Origin of the sequence: Streptomyces sp. Tue6028 (assembly GCF_002300165.1) — a bacterium.
Lineage (GTDB): Bacteria > Actinomycetota > Actinomycetes > Streptomycetales > Streptomycetaceae > Streptomyces > Streptomyces siamensis.
Map to the genome: position 1 here is coordinate 112365 of NZ_MLCE01000031.1, position 18237 is coordinate 130601.

Sequence of the window (18237 nt, forward strand, 5' to 3'; positions counted from 1 at the left end):
AGATCGGTTCTTCTGCGGGCGTTGTCCGGCCCGGGCGAGGATGGTCACCATGCGAGACGATCTACGGCTGGCGGGTGTCGGCCGCCGCTACGGGCTCCGCGGCCCCTGGGTGCTGCGCGGTGTCGACCTGGCGCTGGCGCCCGGCACACTGGTCCGCGTCGAGGGTGCCAACGGCACCGGCAAGTCGACCCTGTTGCGGCTGCTCGCCGGAATCGACGCGCCCACCGAGGGCAGGATCACCGGCCGCCCGCGCACGGCGTACGTCCCCGAGCGCTTCCCCGCCGAGCTGCCCTTCACGGCGTCCGGATACCTCACGCACCTCGGCGCCGTGCACGGTCTGTCCCGCACGGCCGCGGCCCGCGCCGCGGACGCGTGGCTGGAGCGGCTCGGCGCCGCCGGCTACGCCCGCACGCCCATGGCGGAGCTGTCCAAGGGCAGCAGCCAGAAGGTCGCCGTCGCGCAGGCGCTGCTCGCCGCGCCGGACCTCCTCGTCCTCGACGAGGCCTGGACGGGGCTCGACGCCGCCGCCCGCACCGAACTGGAACGCGCGGTCGCCGAGCGCACGGCCGCCGGCGGTGCCGTGGTGTTCGTCGACCACGACCCGCGCCGGCTCGCGGGGGCACCGGACGCGACGTACACGGTGACCGGGGGCGCACTCCGGCGCCGTACGGACCCGGCGGCCGGCGGCACCGTCGCCGGACCGCACGTGCTGGTCGAGGCGCAGGGGCCGCCGGACGAGGCACCTCCCGCGGAGGCGACCGCGCTGTCGACGGCCGCGCGTCGCACCGGCCGGGGGACGACCTGTTTCACCGTGCCCGCGTCCCGCTCCGACGTCCTGCTCAGGGCACTGCTGGGCGCCCGGCCGCCGTGGCACGTGGTGAGCGTCGGGGCGGCACTCCCGGAGACCGCGGCGCTCCCGGAGACCGCGGCGCTCCCGCAGACCGCGCCACTCCCGGAGACCGCGCCCGAGGACGCCGCGCTCCCTGACGGCCCCGCCGAGGTCGCCGCGTTCCGGCACGGCCCCGCCGAGGCCGCCGCGCTCACGCCCCATGTCCCGCAGGAGAGCGAGAACCGCCGATGACCGCACTGCTGCGCTATCAGACCGCGCTCCTGATCCGCTCCCAGCGCTGGCTCCCGCCGTTCGTCCTGTACGCGGCGTTCCTCGCGATCGGTGTGCAGAGCGGGCAGCCGGTCCTCGACTCGCTCGGCTACACGGCCGCCGCACTGCTGCCCGTCGCCGCCTGGCTGGTCCGCGTCTGCGCGAGCGGCGAGCCCCCGGCGGCGCGCGCCTGTGCAGCGGCGGCCGTCGGACCGGCGCGGGCCCACCTGGCCTGCCTCGCGGTCGCGCTCGGGGCGGCCGTGGTCCTCGGTGCGACGGCCACGCCGGTCGTCACGGCGATCAGCGATCCGACGAGCGCGGACCACCACCGTCGGGTGCCGTGGGCCGCGGCGGTCGGCGCCGGGCTGCTCGCGACACTCGTGTGCGCGCTGCTCGGCACGGCGGTCGGCGCGCTCACGACCTGGCCACTGCTGCGTTCTCCGGGCCGTGCGGTCCCCGCGATGCTCCTCGCGGCGCTCCTGGCGCTCGTGCTGACGGGCTCGCCCGCCCACGCGGCGCTCACCGGACTGATCACCGGCTCACGGACCGGTACGGTCCCCGTGCCGCTGCTGCCCCTGACGGGCGCGGTCCTCCTCACGGCGGGCGCCCTCGCGGTGGCGTGCGCGCTCACCTCCCGCCGGTCGCCGTGAACCGGTGGCCGCCGGGGACGATCAGCCGGAGCAGGCCGTGCGCTGCGCCTCCTGCCACTCGCAGACCGGGCAGAGCGTGATCCCCTTGTGCGACTCCGGGTACTCCGTGGGCTTGCGGCACAGCACGCACTCGGCGCGGGGGCCGTCCGCGGGGACGGCCTCGGGAGCCTCGGGGGCCGGGTCCGCCTGGGTGCCGCAGTAGTCGCTCATGCCCCCAGGGTAGGGCGCACCTCGCGGGACCCGTCAGCGGCGGTGACCGGCGGCCGTCTGCCCGATGAGCTCGGACACCTTCACGAACCGGTAGCCCTGCTTGCGCAGTTCGGGGACGATCGTCCGCAGCGCCTGCTCGGTGGTCGGTGCGGCGCTGCGCGTGCAGTGCATCACGACCACGGAACCGGGCTTCACGCCCTCCAGCACCTGCCGGGCCACGGCGTCCGCGTCCGTCGCGAAGGCGTCACCGCTCACCACGTCCCACTGCACGGCGGTCACGCCGACAGCGCTCAGGGCGCGCAGCGCCCGCTGGTCGTAACAGCCGCCCGGGAAGCGGAAGTAGGGCATCGCCTTGGGCACCCCGGCCTTCTTGAAGGCGGCGTAGGCCCGCTCCACGTCGCCGCGCATGTCCGCCTCGCCCACGGTCGGAAGCCCGTAGCAGTTGCCGGTGAAGGCGTAGTGGCTGTAGGAGTGGTTGGCGACCTCGAACAGCGGGTCCCGCCCGATGGCCCTGGCCTCCTGCGGATACTCCTCGGCCCACCGTCCGGTCATGAACACGGTGGCCGGGACCTTGAATCCGCGCAGCGTGTCGATCAGCTGGGGATTGTCGAAGCGCTCGCCGGCCTCCGCGCGCGGCCCCTCGTCGGCGGTCATGTCGGCGTCGAAGGTGAGCGCGACCGTCTTGTCCTGGGTCCGGGGCCCGTTGGTGAAGACGGGGGTCAGTCCGGCAGGGCCCGGTGCGAGTGTGGGCGGCTTCGACGGCGGGGCGGCGGCCGAGGCGGACTGCGCGGGGCGGGCGGCGTGCTGGGGGGAAGGTCCACCGCAGGCGGCGAGCGCGGCTCCGAGGGCTCCGACGGCACAGGTCACGGCGAATTGTCGTACTGAGATGGTCACATAATGAAACTATCGTCGTAAATGTGACTATTTGCTCCTTACGGGGCTGTGTCGTGCGCCCGCGGCCGCGAAGTCACCCGGCTGGAGCCGCGCACGCGTCCCGGTGACGGCCGCGTGTCCGCCGGCCCTGCGGGAAGGGCCGACGGGCACGCGGCGGTGGTGTCGTGCGAGGGGACGAGAGCCCGCGCACCGTGCCGGGCGGCCGGGAGCGTCGTGGGAGCGCCGGCGGCCGAGGGTCGTCGCGGCTCAGGTCGCCTCGTCGAGCAGGTCGGCGGCGTGGGCGTCGACGACTCGCCGCAGACGGCTCAGCACCTCCCCGACCTGACGGGTCCCGAGGCGGCGGCCGTCGCGCAGCCGCAGCGAGATCTCGTCGGCGCCCTCCTTCGGGCCGATCACCGCCTGGTAGGGGACGAGGCGGGCGGCGCGCACCCGCGCCGCCAGGGTGCCCTGCTCAGGGCCCGCGACCTCGGCCCGCAGCCCCTGGTCGCGACAGCGGCGCACGAGCGCCGCGGCCCGGTGGGCCTCGGCGTCGGAGACCGGCAGGGCCACCAGCTGGGTGGGGGCGAGCCAGGCCGGGAAGGCGCCGCCGTGCACCTCGATGAGATGGGCGACGGCCCGCTCCAGGCTGCCGACGACACTGCGGTGGACCATCACCGGCCGGTGCTTCGCGCCGTCGGGGCCGGTGTAGTGCAGGCCGAAGCGCTCCGGCTGGTGGAAGTCGACCTGCACGGTGGACAGGGTGGATTCGCGGCCCGCCGGGTCCGCGACCTGGACGTCGATCTTGGGGCCGTAGAACGCGGCCTCGCCCTCGACGGCCTCGTAGGCCACCTCCGCGCGGTCGAGGACCTCGCGCAGCACCGCGGCCGACCGGCGCCACAGCTCCGGGTCGGCGACGTACTTCCCGCCGGGGCCGGGCAGCGACAGTCGGTAGCGGGCCGCCCGCACGCCCATCGCCTCGTAGGCCCGGCGGATCAACCCCAGTGCGGCGTCGGCCTCTTCGGCGACCTGGTCCGGGGTGCAGAAGATGTGCGCGTCGTTGAGCTGGATCGAGCGGACGCGGGTGAGCCCGCCGAGCACGCCGGACGGCTCGGAGCGGTACATGGCGCCCAACTCGGCCATGCGGAGCGGCAGCTCGCGGTAGCTGTGCGCGCGGGAGCGGTAGATGAGCGCGTGGTGGGGGCACAGGCTCGGCCGCAGGACGACCTGCTCGCCGCCGAGGTCCATCGGCGGGAACATGTCGTCGCTGTAGTGCGACCAGTGCCCCGACATCTCGTACAGCTCGCGCTTGCCGAGCACCGGCGAGTACACATGCCGGTAGCCGGCCCGCCGCTCGGCGTCGCGGACGTATTCCTCCAGGGCGTGCCGTACGGCGGCGCCGTCCGGCAGCCAGTACGGCAGTCCCGCGCCCATCAGGGGGTCGGTGTCGAACAGGTCCAGTTCACGGCCGAGTCGGCGGTGGTCGTGCACGGTGCTCTCCTCGCTCGGGGGAGGCGAGCGCCCGCACGACGAAGCCCCGGGGCACTCGCCCCGGGGCTTCGGACTCAGTCAGCAGTCAGCGCGCCGGGACACTCTCCGGCGTCGTCGTGTTCATGGCGGCACGCTGCATGGTCCCGACCGTAACAAGGCGGCGGGGGCCCCGCACCGGATTTATCCGCCGCCCGGTACGTCGCGGCCGGCGGGGTCGTCGTGCCCGAAGATCCCGCGCGGGTCACCCTTCGGGTCACCGGGGCCCGCGGCGAGTCCGAGCTGGTCGGGTTCGGCGGTGAGTTCGAGCTCGTCGGGTTCGGCGGTGAGGCCGAGCTCGTCCGGTTCGGCGGTGAGGCCGGGGCCACTCGGTTCGGCGGCGGGCGGGGGTCCGTCCGGAGCGGCCGTCGGCCGGAGTCCGTCGGTCTCGGCGGTGAGTTCCCCGGGAGCGTCGGACCGCCCCGGCGTCGTGTCCCCGGCCGGGCGCGGCAGCCTGTCCGCGGGAGCAGCGGGCTGCGTCTGCCCTGCCTGCGCCTTCTCCAGGAACCTGAGGAGCTCCACCGGGAAGGGGAGCACGAGCGTCGAGTTCTTCTCGGCCGCGACGGCCACCACCGTCTGCAGCAGCCGCAGCTGGAGCGCCGCGGGCTGCTCGGACATCACCCCGGCCGCCTCCGCCAGTTTTCTGGAGGCCTGGAGTTCCGCGTCCGCGTTGATGATCCGGGCGCGGCGCTCGCGGTCGGCCTCGGCCTGCCGGGCCATGGACCGCTTCATCGTCTCCGGCAGCGACACGTCCTTGATCTCCACGCGGTCGATCTGCACGCCCCAGCCGATCGCGGGGCTGTCGATCATCAGCTCCAGGCCCTGGTTGAGCTTCTCGCGGTTGGACAGCAGGTCGTCCAGGTCGCTCTTGCCGATGATGGACCGCAAGGAGGTCTGTGCCATCTGCGAGACCGCGAAACGGTAGTCCTCGACCTGGATGACCGCGTTCGCCGCGTCGACCACCTTGAAGTAGACGACCGCGTCGACCCGCACGGTCACGTTGTCCCGTGTGATGCCCTCCTGCGCCGGCACGGGCAGGGTCACGATCTGCATGTTGACCTTGTGCATCCGGTCGACGACCGGGATCACCGTCGTGAAGCCCGGCGGGCGCACGTTCCCCGCGAGCCTGCCCAGCCGGAAGACCACACCGCGCTCGTACTGCTTGACGACCCGGGCCGCCGCGGCGAAGTAGACCAGACCGGCCGAAGCCGTGGCCACGCACGCGACGACGAGTTCTTCGACCATGACGACCCCCTTCCGAGCCGCCCGGCACACCCGTCGAGTATGCCCAACATGTCCACTTTACGTCGTAGGGCCGGGCTGCCGTGCGGCGGCCCGGCCCCGTGCGGGAGCCCGCGCGGGGCGGGCTCCCGTGCGCGGTTCAGCGCCCCGGCGTGATCTTCACCGGCTCGACCCCCGCCGCGCTGTGCCGCTCCGACCAGGTCTCCAGCGCCGTCCGGCACGCGTGGTCCAGATGGTGCAGTCCGGACAGGTCCAGCTCGACCGGCCGGTCCTGGGGCAGCGCCTCCAGGCTGTCGAGGATCTTCGGCAGCCGCAGGAACGTCGCGTTGCCCGAGAGGTACACCTGGACCGGGCCCGCCCCCTTGTCTATGACGTCGAGGCGGACCTGGGAGGCCTCCCAGGCCGTCTTGCCCACGGCGAGCGCCATCCCGATCAGGACCCCCTCGAACATGCTGACGGCGACGATCGACACCGCGGTGACGACGAGGACCAGCGCCTCGCCCCGGTGCTCGCGCCACAGCGACGCGATCTCGCGCAGCGGGATCAGCCGCCAGCCCGCGTGCACCAGGACGCCCGCGAGGGCGGGCAGCGGGATGACGCCGAGCGCGGCGGGCAGCAGCGCCGCGAACAGCAGCAGCCACACGCCGTGCAGGACGCGGGAGGCCTTGGTCCGCGCGCCCGCCCGGACGTTCGCCGAACTGCGGACGATCACCGCGGTCATCGGCAGGGCACCGAGGATCCCGCAGACCGTGTTGCCCGCGCCCTGGGCCATCAGCTCCTGGTCGTACCGGGTCCGTGGCCCGTCGTGCAGCCGGTCCACGGCCGCCGCGCTGAACAGGGACTCGGCGGACGCGATCAGCGTGAAGGCGAGGATCGTGCCGAGGACACCGACGTGCCCGAGCTCGCCGAACGTGTCGAGCGGCGGCGGCTGGACCGACTCCAGCAGTCCGTGCACCTCCACCCTCGCGACGGGAAGCCCGAACACGGACACGGCAAGGGTGGCGAGGGCGACCGCGCCGAGCGCCGCCGGAACCGCGCGGACGCGCCGCGGCAGCCGGGGCCACAGCACCAGGACGACCACGGTGCCGGCGCCGAGCCCGAGCGAGGCCAGTGCCTCGGTGCTCCGCACGGCGTCCGCCAGCGCCCCCGGCAGCCCGGTGATCTTGTCGAGCCCGGACGCCGGTGCCTTCAGGCCCGCCATCGAGTAGAGCTGGCCGGCGATCAGCACGAGCCCGATCCCGGCCAGCATGCCTTCGACGACGGAGACCGAGATCGCCCGGAACCAGCGCCCCAGCTTCAGGGCGCCCATGAGCAGCTGGAGCAGGCCCGTCGCGAGCACGACGACCCCGAGGACGGGGAGGCCGTACTCGCGTACGGCCTCGAAGACCAGGACGGTCAGCCCGGCGGCCGGCCCCGACACCTGGAGGCTGCTGCCGCGCATCGATCCGGTGACGAGGCCGCCCACGATGCCGGTGACCAGGCCGAGTTCGGCGGGTACGCCGGAGGCGACGGCGACGCCCACGCACAGGGGCAGGGCGACCAGGAACACCACGACCGACGCGGCGAAGTCCTGCCGCAGGTGGGGGAAGGCCATCGTGCGCCTCACAGCGCCTCGAAGGTGTCGGTGTCCGGCCGGTGAGCGCGTACGGCACCGGTGTGGACCTCGTCGGTCGGCCGGTCCGGGGTGGGGGGAGGGACGATGTCGCCCGCGGTGCGCAGCTCGAAGAGCCGCCCGGGACGGGCGCCGGTGATCAGGGCCGGGACGACCCTGGAGTCGGAGCAGGTGACGAAGAGGACCTGCGGGGACCGGCCGTGGGCGAGCGAGGCCAAGTCGTCGGGCCGCCGGCCGAGGGAGCGGGGGTGGTCGATGAGGGGTTGCATGTCGGATCCTCCTGGCGCGCCCTGTGGGCGCGTCGGCTTGCACAACGGAGCGTGGGGGGAATCGCTCCGCTCAGCATCGGAAGACCTGAAGCCCCTCCGGGGAGTGCGCGGCCGGGGATCTCGGCGTGCGGGGGTGCGAGGCGGCGCCCGGGACGGGGGAGCGCGTGGCCGCGGGGCCGTCCACCGACAGCGGGTGCGACGGCGGTTCGGGTACGAGGTCCTCGTCGCGCGCGTGCCGACGGGCCCCGGGGGCCGGAGCGGCCTTGTGCGGATGCTCGGTCTCGGCGCAGGCGACGGTCTCCCCCCTGTGCACGGACGCGAACGTGTCGGCTGGGCCGAGGAGTTGCAGAAGGATCAGCACGGCGGCGAGCGCCGTGAACAGGGTCCGGGCCGTCCTGCCTCGTAACATGCGCCCCCCTTCCGGCGGTTCGCGCACGCCGGGAGTCGGCGCGTACAAGTACGTTAACCCGCCGAGTCGTTTGCGCGGTTAACTCCACGTTTCACCCGCGAAGTGCGCCCGAAAGGGGTCGTGCAGTTGGCGTGATCCGGTGCTCGGGGACGGTGGCCCCGAGCGTGCCGGCGGAGGGCCGGGGCCCGGCCTCGGGGGCGCCCCGAAACCCCCTAGTTGTGGACGATGTCCTTGGCGTCCCGGGCCAGCGCGGTGAGTCGGGAGATTGCGCGGAAGTACTTCTTGCGATAGCCGCCGTTCAGCATCTCCTCGCTGAACAGCTGGTCGAAGGGCTTCCCGGAGGCGAGGACCGGCACCTCCCGGTCGTACAGGCGGTCGGCGAGCACGACCAGCCGCAGCGCCGTGGACTGGTCCGGGACCGGCTGCACGTCGGTGAGGCAGACGGCCCGGACGCCGTCCGTCAGGGCGCCGTACCGGCTGGGGTGGACGCGTGCGAGGTGGTCCAGCAGGTGCGGGAAGTCGTCCAGGGAGGCGCCGTCGGTGGCGTACGCGGTCTTGGTGACCTGCTCGTCGGAGAACGGTGCCGGGGCCTCGGGCAGCCCGCGGTGGCGGTAGTCCTCGCCGTCGATGCGCAGCGGCCGGAAGCGCGCCGACAGGCCCTGGATCTCGCGCAGGAAGTCGGCGGCGGCGAACCGGCCCTCGCCGAGCTTGCCCGGCAGTGTGTTCGAGGTGGCCGCGAGGGCCACGCCCGCGTCGACGAGCTTGCCGAGCAGCGTGGAGACCAGGACGGTGTCGCCCGGGTCGTCGAGCTCGAACTCGTCGATGCACAGGAGACGGTGCCCGGAGAGGGTCTGCACGGTCTTCTGGAAGCCGAGCGCGCCGACCAGGTTGGTCAGCTCCACGAAGGTTCCGAAGGCCTTGAGCGAGGGCTCCGCGGGGGTCGCGTGCCACAGAGAGGCCAGGAGGTGGGTCTTGCCGACGCCGTATCCGCCGTCGAGGTAGACGCCGCGGGGGCCGGCGGGCGACTTCTTCGCGGCCTTGCCGAAGCCGAACAGCTTGCGCTTGGGGGCGCCGACGGCGTGCGCCCCGCCGAGTCCGCCGGCGAAGCCTTCGAGGACGCCTACGGCCTCGGTCTGGCTCGGCTGGTTCGGGTCCGGGATGTAGGTGGCGAAGCGGACCGAGTCGAAGCGCGGCGGCGGCACCATCTCGGCGACGAGCCGGTCGGCGGGGACGTGGGGCTCGCGGGCGCACAGTGACAGCGGAGTCGCTTCGGGTATCGGGCCGATCCCGGAGGCGGTGGTGGTGGACGACACGGTCACCCACTCTAAGCGCCGTGCCACACTGCGCGTCATGCGACGCCTGTTCCCTGTGACCTATGAAACAGCAGCCCAGGCCTCGGGTGAGGCCCCTGCGACGGGTGTGACGGACCGGGAATGGGGGCTCGCGGAGCTGGCCGAGGCCTACGCCTACCCGGACGTCCGTGGGCCCTGGCTGCGCGCGAACATGGTCTCCACGCTCGACGGCGCCGCCCAGCACGATGGGCGTTCGCAGCCCATCTCCAGCGCCACCGACATGCGGGTCTTCGGGGTGCTGAGGGGCCTCGCGGACGCCGTAGTGGTCGGTGCGGAAACGGTACGCCAGGAGGGTTACCGGCCGGCACGCGCGCGTGAGGCCTTCGCGGCCCTGCGGGAGGCCGCCGGACAGGGTCCCGCACCCGCGATCGCGGTCGTCTCGGCCGGGCTCGACCTGGACTTCTCGCTTCCGCTGTTCACCTCGCCCCTGGTGCCCACACTGGTGCTGACCGGCGCCGCGGCGGACCCGGACAGGATCGAGGCGGCACGCGCGGCGGGTGCCCGGGTGGTGATCGCCGGGGACGGAGCGGGGGTGGACCCCGCCCGCGCCGTGCGGGCCCTGGGCGACCTCGGACTCACCCGGCTCCTGACGGAGGGCGGCCCCCGCCTGCTGGGGCAGCTGATCGCGGCCGGAGTGCTCGACGAGCTCTGTCTGACGGTGTCGCCCATGCTCACGGCGGGGGGTGCCCAGCGGATCGCCGGAGGCCCCTCGGTGGCGGTCCCGGAGCGGTTCGAACTCGTGTCCCTGCTGGAGGAGGCCGGGTTCCTGTACAGCCGATACCGTCGTCCCTGACAAGTCGGCGGAATGCACCGTTCCGTTTATTGTCCGCTGGGCACACTAAAACTCGCAGCCCTCGCGAGATCACGGGGCAGGATGGTTTCAGCAGGGGGCCGGGACGGCCCACGGAGGAGAAGGGCGCCTGTCGTGTTCACAAGCGTATTGATGATCGAGAAGGCCCTGACGTCCGCCGACGTGGAGTTCGTCACCACCTTGCACGGTGACGAGTCGGTCGCCTTCCATGTGCTGCTCCAGCCCCGCGGGGACCAGGCGGACCGGCTGCTGCGGGCCATCGACGACGTCGCGCTCGGCGAACTGGACGAGGCCGCCCGCGAGGGCGAGACGCCCGAGGGCGAGGCCGCCGCCGACCAGGGACAGCAGGCCCTGGACGTGTCACTGGTGGCGCTGCGTACCACCGGCAGCGCGGCCGAGGGCCGGCTCGTCGAGGACCATCCGCTGGACGCCCTGAAGGCCCTGGTCGACGAGATCGACGCCGACGAGGTGATCGTGCTGACCGACCCCCACTACGTGGAAGAGTTCTTCCACCGGGACTGGGCCTCGCGGGCCCGCCACAAGGTGGGCGTGCCGGTGCTGAAACTGTTCTCGCACAGCAAGGCATAGGCTTGCCCCCGCGCGCTCCGGCGCCACCCGATCCGCAACACCTCTCGACCCGCTCGACGCTTCCTGGGGAGACACACGCATGGCACCCGGCCTTCCTACCGCCATGGACCGACCGCACTTCATCGGCATCGGCGGAGCCGGGATGTCGGGCATCGCGAAGATCCTCGCGCAGCGCGGCGCCGCGGTCGCCGGCAGCGACGCCAAGGATTCCGCGACCGCCGAGGCCCTGCGCGCACTGGGCGCGACGGTGCACATCGGCCACGCGGCCGACCACCTCGCCACCGACGCCACCTGCGTCGTCGTCTCCTCCGCGATCCGCGCCGACAACCCGGAGCTGGCCCGCGCGGCCGAGCTCGGCATCCCCGTGGTGCACCGCTCGGACGCCCTGGCCCGCCTGATGGACGGCCTGCGCCCGATCGCTGTCGCGGGCACGCACGGCAAGACCACCACGACGTCGATGCTCGCCGTGTCCCTGTCCTCGCTCGGCCTGTCCCCGTCGTACGCGATCGGCGGCGACCTCGACGCGCCCGGCTCGAACGCCCTGCACGGCGACGGCGAGATCTTCGTCGCCGAGGCCGACGAGTCGGACCGCAGCTTCCACAAGTACGCGCCCGAGGTCGCGATCGTCCTCAACGTCGAGCTCGACCACCACGCCAACTACGCCTCCATGGACGAGATCTACGAGTCCTTCGAGACCTTCGTGGACCGGATCGCCGAGGGCGGCACGCTGGTGATCTCGGCGGACCACGAAGGGGCGCGGGAGCTCACGCGCCGGGTCAGGGGCCGCGACGTCCGGGTCGTCACGTACGGCGACTCCGCCGACGCCGACGTCCGGGTGCTCTCCGTGGTCCCGCATGGCCTCAAGAGCGAGGTGACCGTCCTCCTGGACGGCACCGAGCTCACCTTCACCGTCTCCGTGCCCGGCCGCCACTACGCGCACAACGCGGTCGCGGCCCTGGCCGCCGGCGCGGCACTGGGCGTCCCGGCGTCCGAGCTGGCCCCGGCCCTGGCGTCGTACACGGGCGTCAAGCGCCGCCTCCAGCTCAAGGGCGAGGAGGCCGGTGTCCAGGTCGTCGACTCCTACGCGCACCACCCGACGGAGATGACGGCCGACCTGGAGGCCATGCGCGCCGGTGCCTCCGGCCGCATCCTGGTGGTCTTCCAGCCGCACCTGTTCTCCCGCACCCAGGAGCTGGGCAAGGAGATGGGCGAGGCCCTGGCCCTGGCGGACGCCTCGGTCGTCCTGGACATCTACCCGGCCCGCGAGGACCCGATCCCGGGCGTCACGAGCGACCTGATCATCCAGGCGGCACGGGCTGCGGGCGCGGACGTCACGGCGGTCCACGACAAGAGCGACGTGCCCGAGACGGTCGCGGGAATGGCGAAGCCCGGTGATCTCGTTCTCACCATGGGCGCGGGCGACGTCACGGACCTCGGTCCGGAGATCCTGGCCCGCCTGTCGAAGTAGCCACAGCGTTCCTGAGGGGTTGAGCTTCATGTCGTACGACGTCGAAAAGCCGGACGAGCAGTGGCGTGCGGAGCTGACCCCGGCCGAGTACGCCGTACTGCGCAAAGCGGGCACCGAGCCCGCCTTCACCGGCGAGTACACCGACACCAAGGCCGAAGGAGTGTATTCCTGTCGCGCGTGCGGGGCCGAGCTCTTCACCTCGACGGAGAAGTTCGAGTCGCACTGCGGCTGGCCCTCCTTCTACGACCCGAAGGACAGCGACGCGGTCGAGCTGATCGAGGACCGCTCGCACGGGATGACGCGGACCGAGGTGCGCTGCGCCCGCTGTGGTTCCCACCTCGGACACGTCTTCGAGGGGGAGGGCTACCCCACCCCGACCGACCAGCGGTACTGCATCAACAGCATCTCGCTGCGGCTGGCGCCGGACGAGAGCTGAGCACGGCACCGGCCGCGCGGGTCCGTGCCCGTACGGCGCACTAGTCGGCGGGCAGTGTCTGTTCGGCCCAGATGGTCTTGCCCGAACCTGCCTGACGCGTGCCCCAGCGGTCGGTGAGCTGGGCGACCAGCAGGAGGCCGCGCCCGCCCTCGTCGAAGGTGCGGGCCCGGCGCAGGTGCGGCGAGGTGCTGCTGGCGTCGGACACCTCACAGATCAGCGCCCGGTCGCGGATGAGCCGCAGCTGGATCGGGGGCCCGCCGTAGCGGATGGCGTTGGTGACCAGTTCGCTGACCACGAGCTCGGTGACGAACACGGCCTCGTCGAGCCCCCACTCGGCGAGCCGTTCCCCGACGCGCTGCCGGGCCGTGGCCACCACCGCCGGATCGGACGGCAGGTCCCACACCGCCACCTGGTCGGCGTCCAGGGCGCGGGTGCGCGCCAGCAGCAGGGCCACGTCGTCGGCGGGGCGCTCCGGGAGCAGCGCCTTGAGCACGTTGTCGCAGGCGTCGTCCAGATTCCCGGCGGGGGCCGCGAGCGCGCTGCACAGGGTGGCCGTGCCCGCGTTCACCTCCAGGTGGCGGGCCTCCACGAGCCCGTCCGTGTACAGGGCCAGCACGGACCCTTCGGGGAGGTCCAGCTCCGTGGACTCGAAGGGCAGCCCGCCGATGCCGAGCACGGGACCGGCGCTCACCTCGACGACCTCGACCCCTCCGTCCGGGTAGAGCACGGCGGGCGGCGGGTGCCCGGCGGAGGCGATCGTGCAGTGCCGCGCCACCGGGTCGTAGACCGCGTACAGGCAGGTCGCGCCGATCTGGCCGCCCGGCTGGCTGTCGTCGGCCGTGAGATGGCCGACCAGGTCGTCGAGGTGGGTGAGCAACTCGTCCGGGGGCAGGTCGACGTCGGCGAGCGTCCAGACCGCGGTGCGCAGCCGGCCCATCGTGACGGAGGCGTGGATGCCGTGCCCCACCACGTCCCCGACGACCAGCGCCACCCGGGTCCCGGACAGCGGGATGATGTCGAACCAGTCGCCGCCGACGCCCGCCCGGGACAGCGCCGGAAGGTAGCGGGAGGCGAACTCCACCGCCGCCTGACCCACCATGGCCTGCGGCAGCAGACTGCGTTGCAGCGCCAGCGCGGTGGTGTGTTCCCGGGTGTAGCGGCGCGCGTTGTCGACGCAGACGGCGGCTCGGCTGGCCAGCTCCTGCACCAATGACACGTCGTCCTCGTCGAAGGGGTCGGGGCTGCCCGTCGTGAGCAGTCGTACGAGCACGGCCACCCCGAGCGCCGTGCCGCGCGCCACCAGGGGTACGGCCATCAGCGAGAAGTCGTATTCTTCCGACTCCCGCTGCCGGGTGGCCCGGCTGTCGTGGCGGGCCAGCCAGATGTCGAGGCCCGGCTCGCCGCTCCTGGTGACCACCACCTCGCCGGTCGCCAGCGCGCGGGCGGGCGGCGAGGCCGGCGGATACACGTCGGCGGAGCCCAGAGCGATCGCCGCCTCCGGCACCCCGGCGGTACGCGAGTGGTGGGCGACGCGGCGCAGCTCCACGTCGGCGCCCACCGCGCCGACGGAGGGTTCCTCCCCCCGCAGCACGGAGTCCAGCAGGTCGACGCTGGCGAAGTCCGCCATCCGCGGGACCGCCAGTTCGGACAGCTCCTGCGCGGTGTGGATCACGTCGAGCTTCGTGCCGATGCTGGTGGCCGCCTTGTTCAGCAGCGCGAGGCGCTGTCTGGCCCAGTACTGCTCGCTGCTGTCGAACGCGGCCGCCGCCACCCCGAGCAGATCCCCCGCGGGGCCCCGCAGCGGCCACATCTCGGTGTTCCAGGCGTGCGTGCGCGTCCCGGAGGGCGCCCGCGTCCAGCTCTCGTAGTGCACCGGCCGATCGGTCTCCACGACCTCCTGAAGATGGCGCACGAAGCCGCGGCTGTGCTCCTCGTTCTCCACGGTGTCCGGGAAGAACCGGCCGACGAACTCGGCCTCCGCCCGGCCCATCAGCCGGGACGCCGTGTCGTTCATCAGCAGGTACCGCTGCTCGGTGTCGAAGACCGACATCGACACCGACGACTGCCGGAACGCCAGGTCGCCCAGGGCCCGGCCCCGGTCGTCCGGCGTCGCGGTGATCACGTATCCCGAGGTGTCGCCCCGCTCACCGAGCAGCGCCCACGCCCGCAGCGCCAGGTCCGTGCGCCGCCCGTCCCGGCACCGCACGGTCACCACGCTCCCGCCGCTCGTCCGCAGCTCCTGCCAGGCAGCTTCGGCATCGCCGTCGATCAGCTCCGCCAACGGCCGCCCGTGGACCTCCTGGGCGGTGTGGCCCGTCAGCATCCGGGCACCGTCGCTCCAGCCCGTGACGACTCCGTCGGCATCCACCACCGCCATGGCGTCACCGGCCGTGGCCGCAGACCCCGCGGGCCTCGGCAATGTCACCATATGTACAAGCATGATCTGATCGGGCAGTCCCCTCAACCGGGCCGGTCAGGTCCCGGGCCCGCCCGTCCGCACAACCGGTCCGGCAGGCAGGGGAGACGAGAGGGACGAGGCCCAACGGTCTTACCGGTGCGGCCTCTTGGAGATCCGGTGGGCGAGCCCTCGCAGCCGTCCGCGGTTCGGCATGGGCAGGCCGCCCGCCGCGGACGGCGAAACCCCGCCGCCATCGCCGCACGCGCGGCCCGCGCCCGGTGGCGGCGAGGTCGGCGCGTCGTCGAACGAGGCACCACCGGACGCACCATGCTGACCTCGGTGGGCGGCTCCGCGGGCGCGGGTGCGGCCGCCCCTCGCGCGGCGGTGCCGAGCCTCCCGGAAGCCGGCCCGAAGGCAGGCCCGGACCTCAGGGAGCACCATGGACGCCGACAACGAAGACCGCGAGCCGTCCCGCCCCGAGACCCGGCCGCGCACCCCGGGCGCGGGAGCGGCCGGTGCCGCGGGCGAAGCCACTGCCGGCGGCGGGGGCGGGACCGGCGTTCCCGGCGGGACACCCGACGGCGAGCCGGGCCGGACCAGCCCCCGCGCCCCCGCCGAGGCCCGTGCCTCCGCGCTGCTGCGGCGTCCCCGGCTGTGGCTGTTCCCCACCGCCATGACCGGGCTCCTCGCACTGCTGCTGTCCCTGCTCTACATGGGCGGCATCGTGAACCCGAGCGGGCATCTGCACCGCCTGCCCATCGGCATGGTGGACGAGGACCGCGGCCGCCCGCTGCCGGGGCAGCGGCAGAACCTCGGCGCGCAGGTCACCGACAAGATCCTGTCCGGCGACGTCTCCGGCCAGGCCGGCTGGCGCCGGCTCACCCGTGCGCAGGCCCAGGAGCAGATGGCCTCCGGGAAGATCTACGGCGCCCTGGTCGTCCCGGCGGACTTCACCGACTCCGTGGCCGCGCTCACCACCGCGAACGCGACGGTCCGTCCGACGATGACCGTGCTCACCAATCCGGGCATGGGCAGCCTGGGCTCCTCGCTGGCCTCCCGGATCGGCTCGACCGCCGCCCAGCAGGCCTCCGCGGCGATCGGCAAGGAACTGACGTCGACCCCCGCCACCGTGCGGGCCGACGCCACCGAGCGGCTGCTGCTGGCGGATCCGGTCCAGGTCGTCACCCAGGTGGGTCACCCCATCGGCACGCACAGTGGCCTCGGCCTGACCGCGTTCTACTACACCCTGCTGCTCGTCCTCGCCGGATTCCTCGGCGCCAACATCATCAACACCGGCGTGGACACCGCGCTCGGCTACGCCGACGGTGAGATCGGCCCCTGGCACACCCGCCGGCCGACCGTGCCGATCGACCGCACCCAGACCCTGCTGCTGAAGATGGCCATGACCGCCGGGATCTGCGTTCTCTCGGTCTCCCTCGTCATGGTGGCCACCGTCGCGATCCTCGGCATGGACGCCACCCGTCTGCCGTTGCTGTGGATCTACTCGTACTGCGCGAGCCTCGCGGTCGGCCTCGGTGTCCAGGCGATCAACGCGGCCTTCGGCGGGATCGGACAGCTCGTCTCCATGTTCGTGTTCATCGTGCTGGGCCTGCCGTCGTCGGGGGCCACCGTCCCCCTCCAGGCCGTCCCCGGCTTCTACCGCTTCCTGTCGGTCTTCGAGCCCATGCGCCAGCTCAGCGACGGCGTGCGCGCCATCCTCTTCTTCGACGCGCGTGCCGACGCCGGTCTCGCCCGCGCCTGGACCATGATCGCCGTCGGTTCCGCCCTGGCCCTGCTCTTCGGCTTCGCGATGACCCGGTACTACGACCGCAAGGGGCTGCACCGCATGATCCCCCGTCTCGCCTGACGTCCGGTCAGGCGGCGTCGGCGGCCCGCCGGCCCGCCGCGCGTTCCGTCGTCCAGTACAGCAGTGCCAGTACGGGCAGAGCCGTGCCGAAGGCGGCCACCGCGGGCCAGCCCGCCGCGTGGTAGGCGAGGGAGGCGAGTTGGGAGCCGAGTGCCCCGCCGACGAAGAAGATGGCGATGAACGCGCTGTTGAGCCGGGCCCGGGCGTCGGCGTCGAGCTGGTAGATGGTGTGCTGGCCGAGGATCAGGGTGCTCTGGACGGCCATGTCGAGCAGCACGGCGGCCAGGGCGAGCAGCACGATGTGGTGCCCGCCCAGACCCGCGACGGCGAACGCGACGGCGGCGACGGCGAAGGCGACGCCGGTCATCGGCCGGGTCAGCCCCCGGTCGGCCCAGTGTCCCGCGACCGGCGCCACCACCGCACCGGCCGCCCCGACCAGCGCGAAGAGGCCGACGCCGACAGGCGAGTAGTGGAAGGGCGGGCCGGTGAGGACGTACGAGACGGTCGTCCAGAAGGCGCTGAACGCGCCGAACATCGCCGCCTGGTAGAGCCCGCGCCGCAGCAGCGCGGGGTGGGTGCGCACCAGGCGCAGCGTGGAGCGCAGGACGTGGGCGTACGGGATCGTCGTGGTCGGTGCGTGCGCGGGCAGGGCGGCACGCAGCGCCACGGCCAGCACGGCCATCAGGACGGCGGAGCCGAGGTAGACCACACGCCAGCCCGCCGCGTCGGAGACCAGGCTGCTGAGCGTGCGGGAGAGCAGGATGCCGGTGAGCAGACCGCTCATCACCCGGCCGACGATGCGGCCGCGTGCGTGGTCGGGGGCGAGGCTCGCGGCGAACGGGACCACGATCTGGGCGACGACCGAGGTGGCCCCGGCGACGAGTGACGCGGCCAGCAGGAGGGGGAAGCTCGTCGCGAGGCCCGCCGCGACCAGGGCCAGCGTGGTGACGCCCAGCAGCACGGTGATCAGTCCGCGCTTCTCCAGCCGGTCGCCGAGCGGGACCAGGAAGAGCATGCCGATGACGTAGCCGACCTGGGTGAGGGTGATCAGGCCGCCGGCCGCCGCGGTGCTGACGTGGAAGACGTCACGCAGGGACGACAGCAGCGGCTGCGCGTAGTAGAGGTTGGCGACCGTCATGCCGGAGGCGACGGCGAGGAGGACGACCAGTCGGCCCGGTACGCCGTGCGGGGACGTGGTGGCGGACGGGCTCTGGGACCGGAGCCCGGCGGATTCGGAGGATGCTGACACGGCACCTTCTCGGGAAAAGAACCGATGGGGACGGTTCGGCGGGAACGCTGTCTGCTGGACGGGCGGCCTCCTTGTCGCCCGTACGGTCTCCTCAGCACCGGACGGGACGTGTCCCTTCCCCTGGCGCGGCGATGATCAGAGATATCGGTTATCTCCAAGGGAGATGACGCGGGTCTCCGC

General features: G+C 73.2%; 16 protein-coding genes and 1 pseudogene. 7 read left to right on the forward strand and 10 right to left on the reverse strand.

The window, feature by feature from the left end; all coding sequences use genetic code 11:
* Positions 1–49 precede the first annotated feature (49 nt).
* Positions 50–1081 (forward strand): ABC transporter ATP-binding protein, encoded by a 1032-nt coding sequence (locus tag BKI49_RS29115; RefSeq protein ID WP_095937241.1) that lies wholly within the window; start codon positions 50–52, stop codon positions 1079–1081.
* On the forward strand, positions 1078–1749 hold the full coding sequence (locus BKI49_RS29120) for an ABC transporter (RefSeq protein ID WP_095937242.1): 672 nt from the start codon (positions 1078–1080) through the stop codon (positions 1747–1749). The genes BKI49_RS29115 and BKI49_RS29120 overlap by 4 nt, the downstream gene beginning before the upstream one ends.
* Before the next feature lie 21 nt (positions 1750–1770).
* On the opposite strand, the gene BKI49_RS29125 is transcribed toward BKI49_RS29120, so the two are convergent.
* The 8 genes and pseudogenes from BKI49_RS29125 to zapE all read right to left on the reverse strand — a co-directional run bounded on the left by BKI49_RS29125 (position 1771) and on the right by zapE (position 9240).
* On the reverse strand, positions 1771–1959 hold the full coding sequence (locus tag BKI49_RS29125) for a hypothetical protein (protein WP_095937243.1): 189 nt from the start codon (positions 1957–1959) through the stop codon (positions 1771–1773).
* 33 nt (positions 1960–1992) lie between these two features.
* Positions 1993–2853 (reverse strand): polysaccharide deacetylase family protein, encoded by an 861-nt coding sequence (locus tag BKI49_RS29130; RefSeq protein WP_179332616.1) that lies wholly within the window; start codon positions 2851–2853, stop codon positions 1993–1995.
* Positions 2854–3099: 246 nt separating this feature from the next.
* Positions 3100–4320 (reverse strand): threonine--tRNA ligase, encoded by a 1221-nt coding sequence (gene thrS / locus BKI49_RS29135; RefSeq protein ID WP_095937245.1) that lies wholly within the window; start codon positions 4318–4320, stop codon positions 3100–3102.
* Between the two features lie 180 nt (positions 4321–4500).
* Positions 4501–5601 carry a slipin family protein gene (locus tag BKI49_RS29140; RefSeq protein ID WP_257005002.1) on the reverse strand — a complete coding sequence of 367 codons (1101 nt, stop codon included), beginning with the start codon at positions 5599–5601 and terminating at the stop codon, positions 4501–4503.
* A 136-nt stretch (positions 5602–5737) separates the two neighbouring features.
* The gene (locus BKI49_RS29145; protein WP_095937246.1) at positions 5738–7192 is read right to left on the reverse strand and encodes a SulP family inorganic anion transporter; all 1455 of its coding nucleotides are present in this window, start codon (positions 7190–7192) and stop codon (positions 5738–5740) included.
* A gap of 59 nt (positions 7193–7251) precedes the next feature.
* Positions 7252–7479, reverse strand: a pseudogene (locus BKI49_RS29150) (carbonic anhydrase); the annotation flags it as partial.
* 70 nt (positions 7480–7549) lie between these two features.
* Positions 7550–7888 carry a hypothetical protein gene (locus BKI49_RS29155; RefSeq protein WP_095937248.1) on the reverse strand — a complete coding sequence of 113 codons (339 nt, stop codon included), beginning with the start codon at positions 7886–7888 and terminating at the stop codon, positions 7550–7552.
* 212 nt (positions 7889–8100) lie between these two features.
* Positions 8101–9240 carry a cell division protein ZapE gene (gene zapE, locus BKI49_RS29160; RefSeq protein WP_373557601.1) on the reverse strand — a complete coding sequence of 380 codons (1140 nt, stop codon included), beginning with the start codon at positions 9238–9240 and terminating at the stop codon, positions 8101–8103.
* On the opposite strand from zapE, the gene BKI49_RS29165 reads away from it, so the two are divergent.
* The 4 genes from BKI49_RS29165 (at position 9239) to msrB (ending at position 12543) form a co-directional block, all read left to right on the forward strand.
* Positions 9239–10033 carry a pyrimidine reductase family protein gene (locus tag BKI49_RS29165; protein ID WP_095937249.1) on the forward strand — a complete coding sequence of 265 codons (795 nt, stop codon included), beginning with the start codon at positions 9239–9241 and terminating at the stop codon, positions 10031–10033. The two genes, zapE and BKI49_RS29165, sit on opposite strands and share 2 nt — an antisense overlap.
* A 132-nt stretch (positions 10034–10165) precedes the next feature.
* Positions 10166–10639, forward strand: a complete 474-nt coding sequence (locus BKI49_RS29170; RefSeq protein WP_179332617.1) for an indole-3-glycerol phosphate synthase — start codon at positions 10166–10168, stop codon at positions 10637–10639.
* A 79-nt stretch (positions 10640–10718) separates the two neighbouring features.
* On the forward strand, positions 10719–12107 hold the full coding sequence (gene murC, locus BKI49_RS29175; protein ID WP_095937251.1) for a UDP-N-acetylmuramate--L-alanine ligase: 1389 nt from the start codon (positions 10719–10721) through the stop codon (positions 12105–12107).
* A 28-nt stretch (positions 12108–12135) separates the two neighbouring features.
* Positions 12136–12543, forward strand: a complete 408-nt coding sequence (gene msrB / locus BKI49_RS29180) for a peptide-methionine (R)-S-oxide reductase MsrB (RefSeq protein WP_095937252.1) — start codon at positions 12136–12138, stop codon at positions 12541–12543.
* 40 nt (positions 12544–12583) lie between these two features.
* Here the strand turns inward: msrB and BKI49_RS29185 are convergent, their stop codons facing one another.
* Complete coding sequence (locus tag BKI49_RS29185) at positions 12584–14971, reverse strand: SpoIIE family protein phosphatase (protein WP_095937253.1); 2388 nt, start codon at positions 14969–14971, stop codon at positions 12584–12586.
* Positions 14972–15380: 409 nt separating this feature from the next.
* Here BKI49_RS29185 and BKI49_RS29190 point away from each other — a divergent pair, with 409 nt between their 5' ends.
* Positions 15381–16808, forward strand: a complete 1428-nt coding sequence (locus tag BKI49_RS29190; RefSeq protein WP_095937254.1) for a YhgE/Pip domain-containing protein — start codon at positions 15381–15383, stop codon at positions 16806–16808.
* A 7-nt stretch (positions 16809–16815) separates the two neighbouring features.
* Here BKI49_RS29190 and BKI49_RS29195 read toward each other — a convergent pair whose 3' ends face one another.
* Positions 16816–17946, reverse strand: a complete 1131-nt coding sequence (locus BKI49_RS29195; protein WP_095937430.1) for an MFS transporter — start codon at positions 17944–17946, stop codon at positions 16816–16818.
* Positions 17947–18237 lie beyond the last annotated feature (291 nt).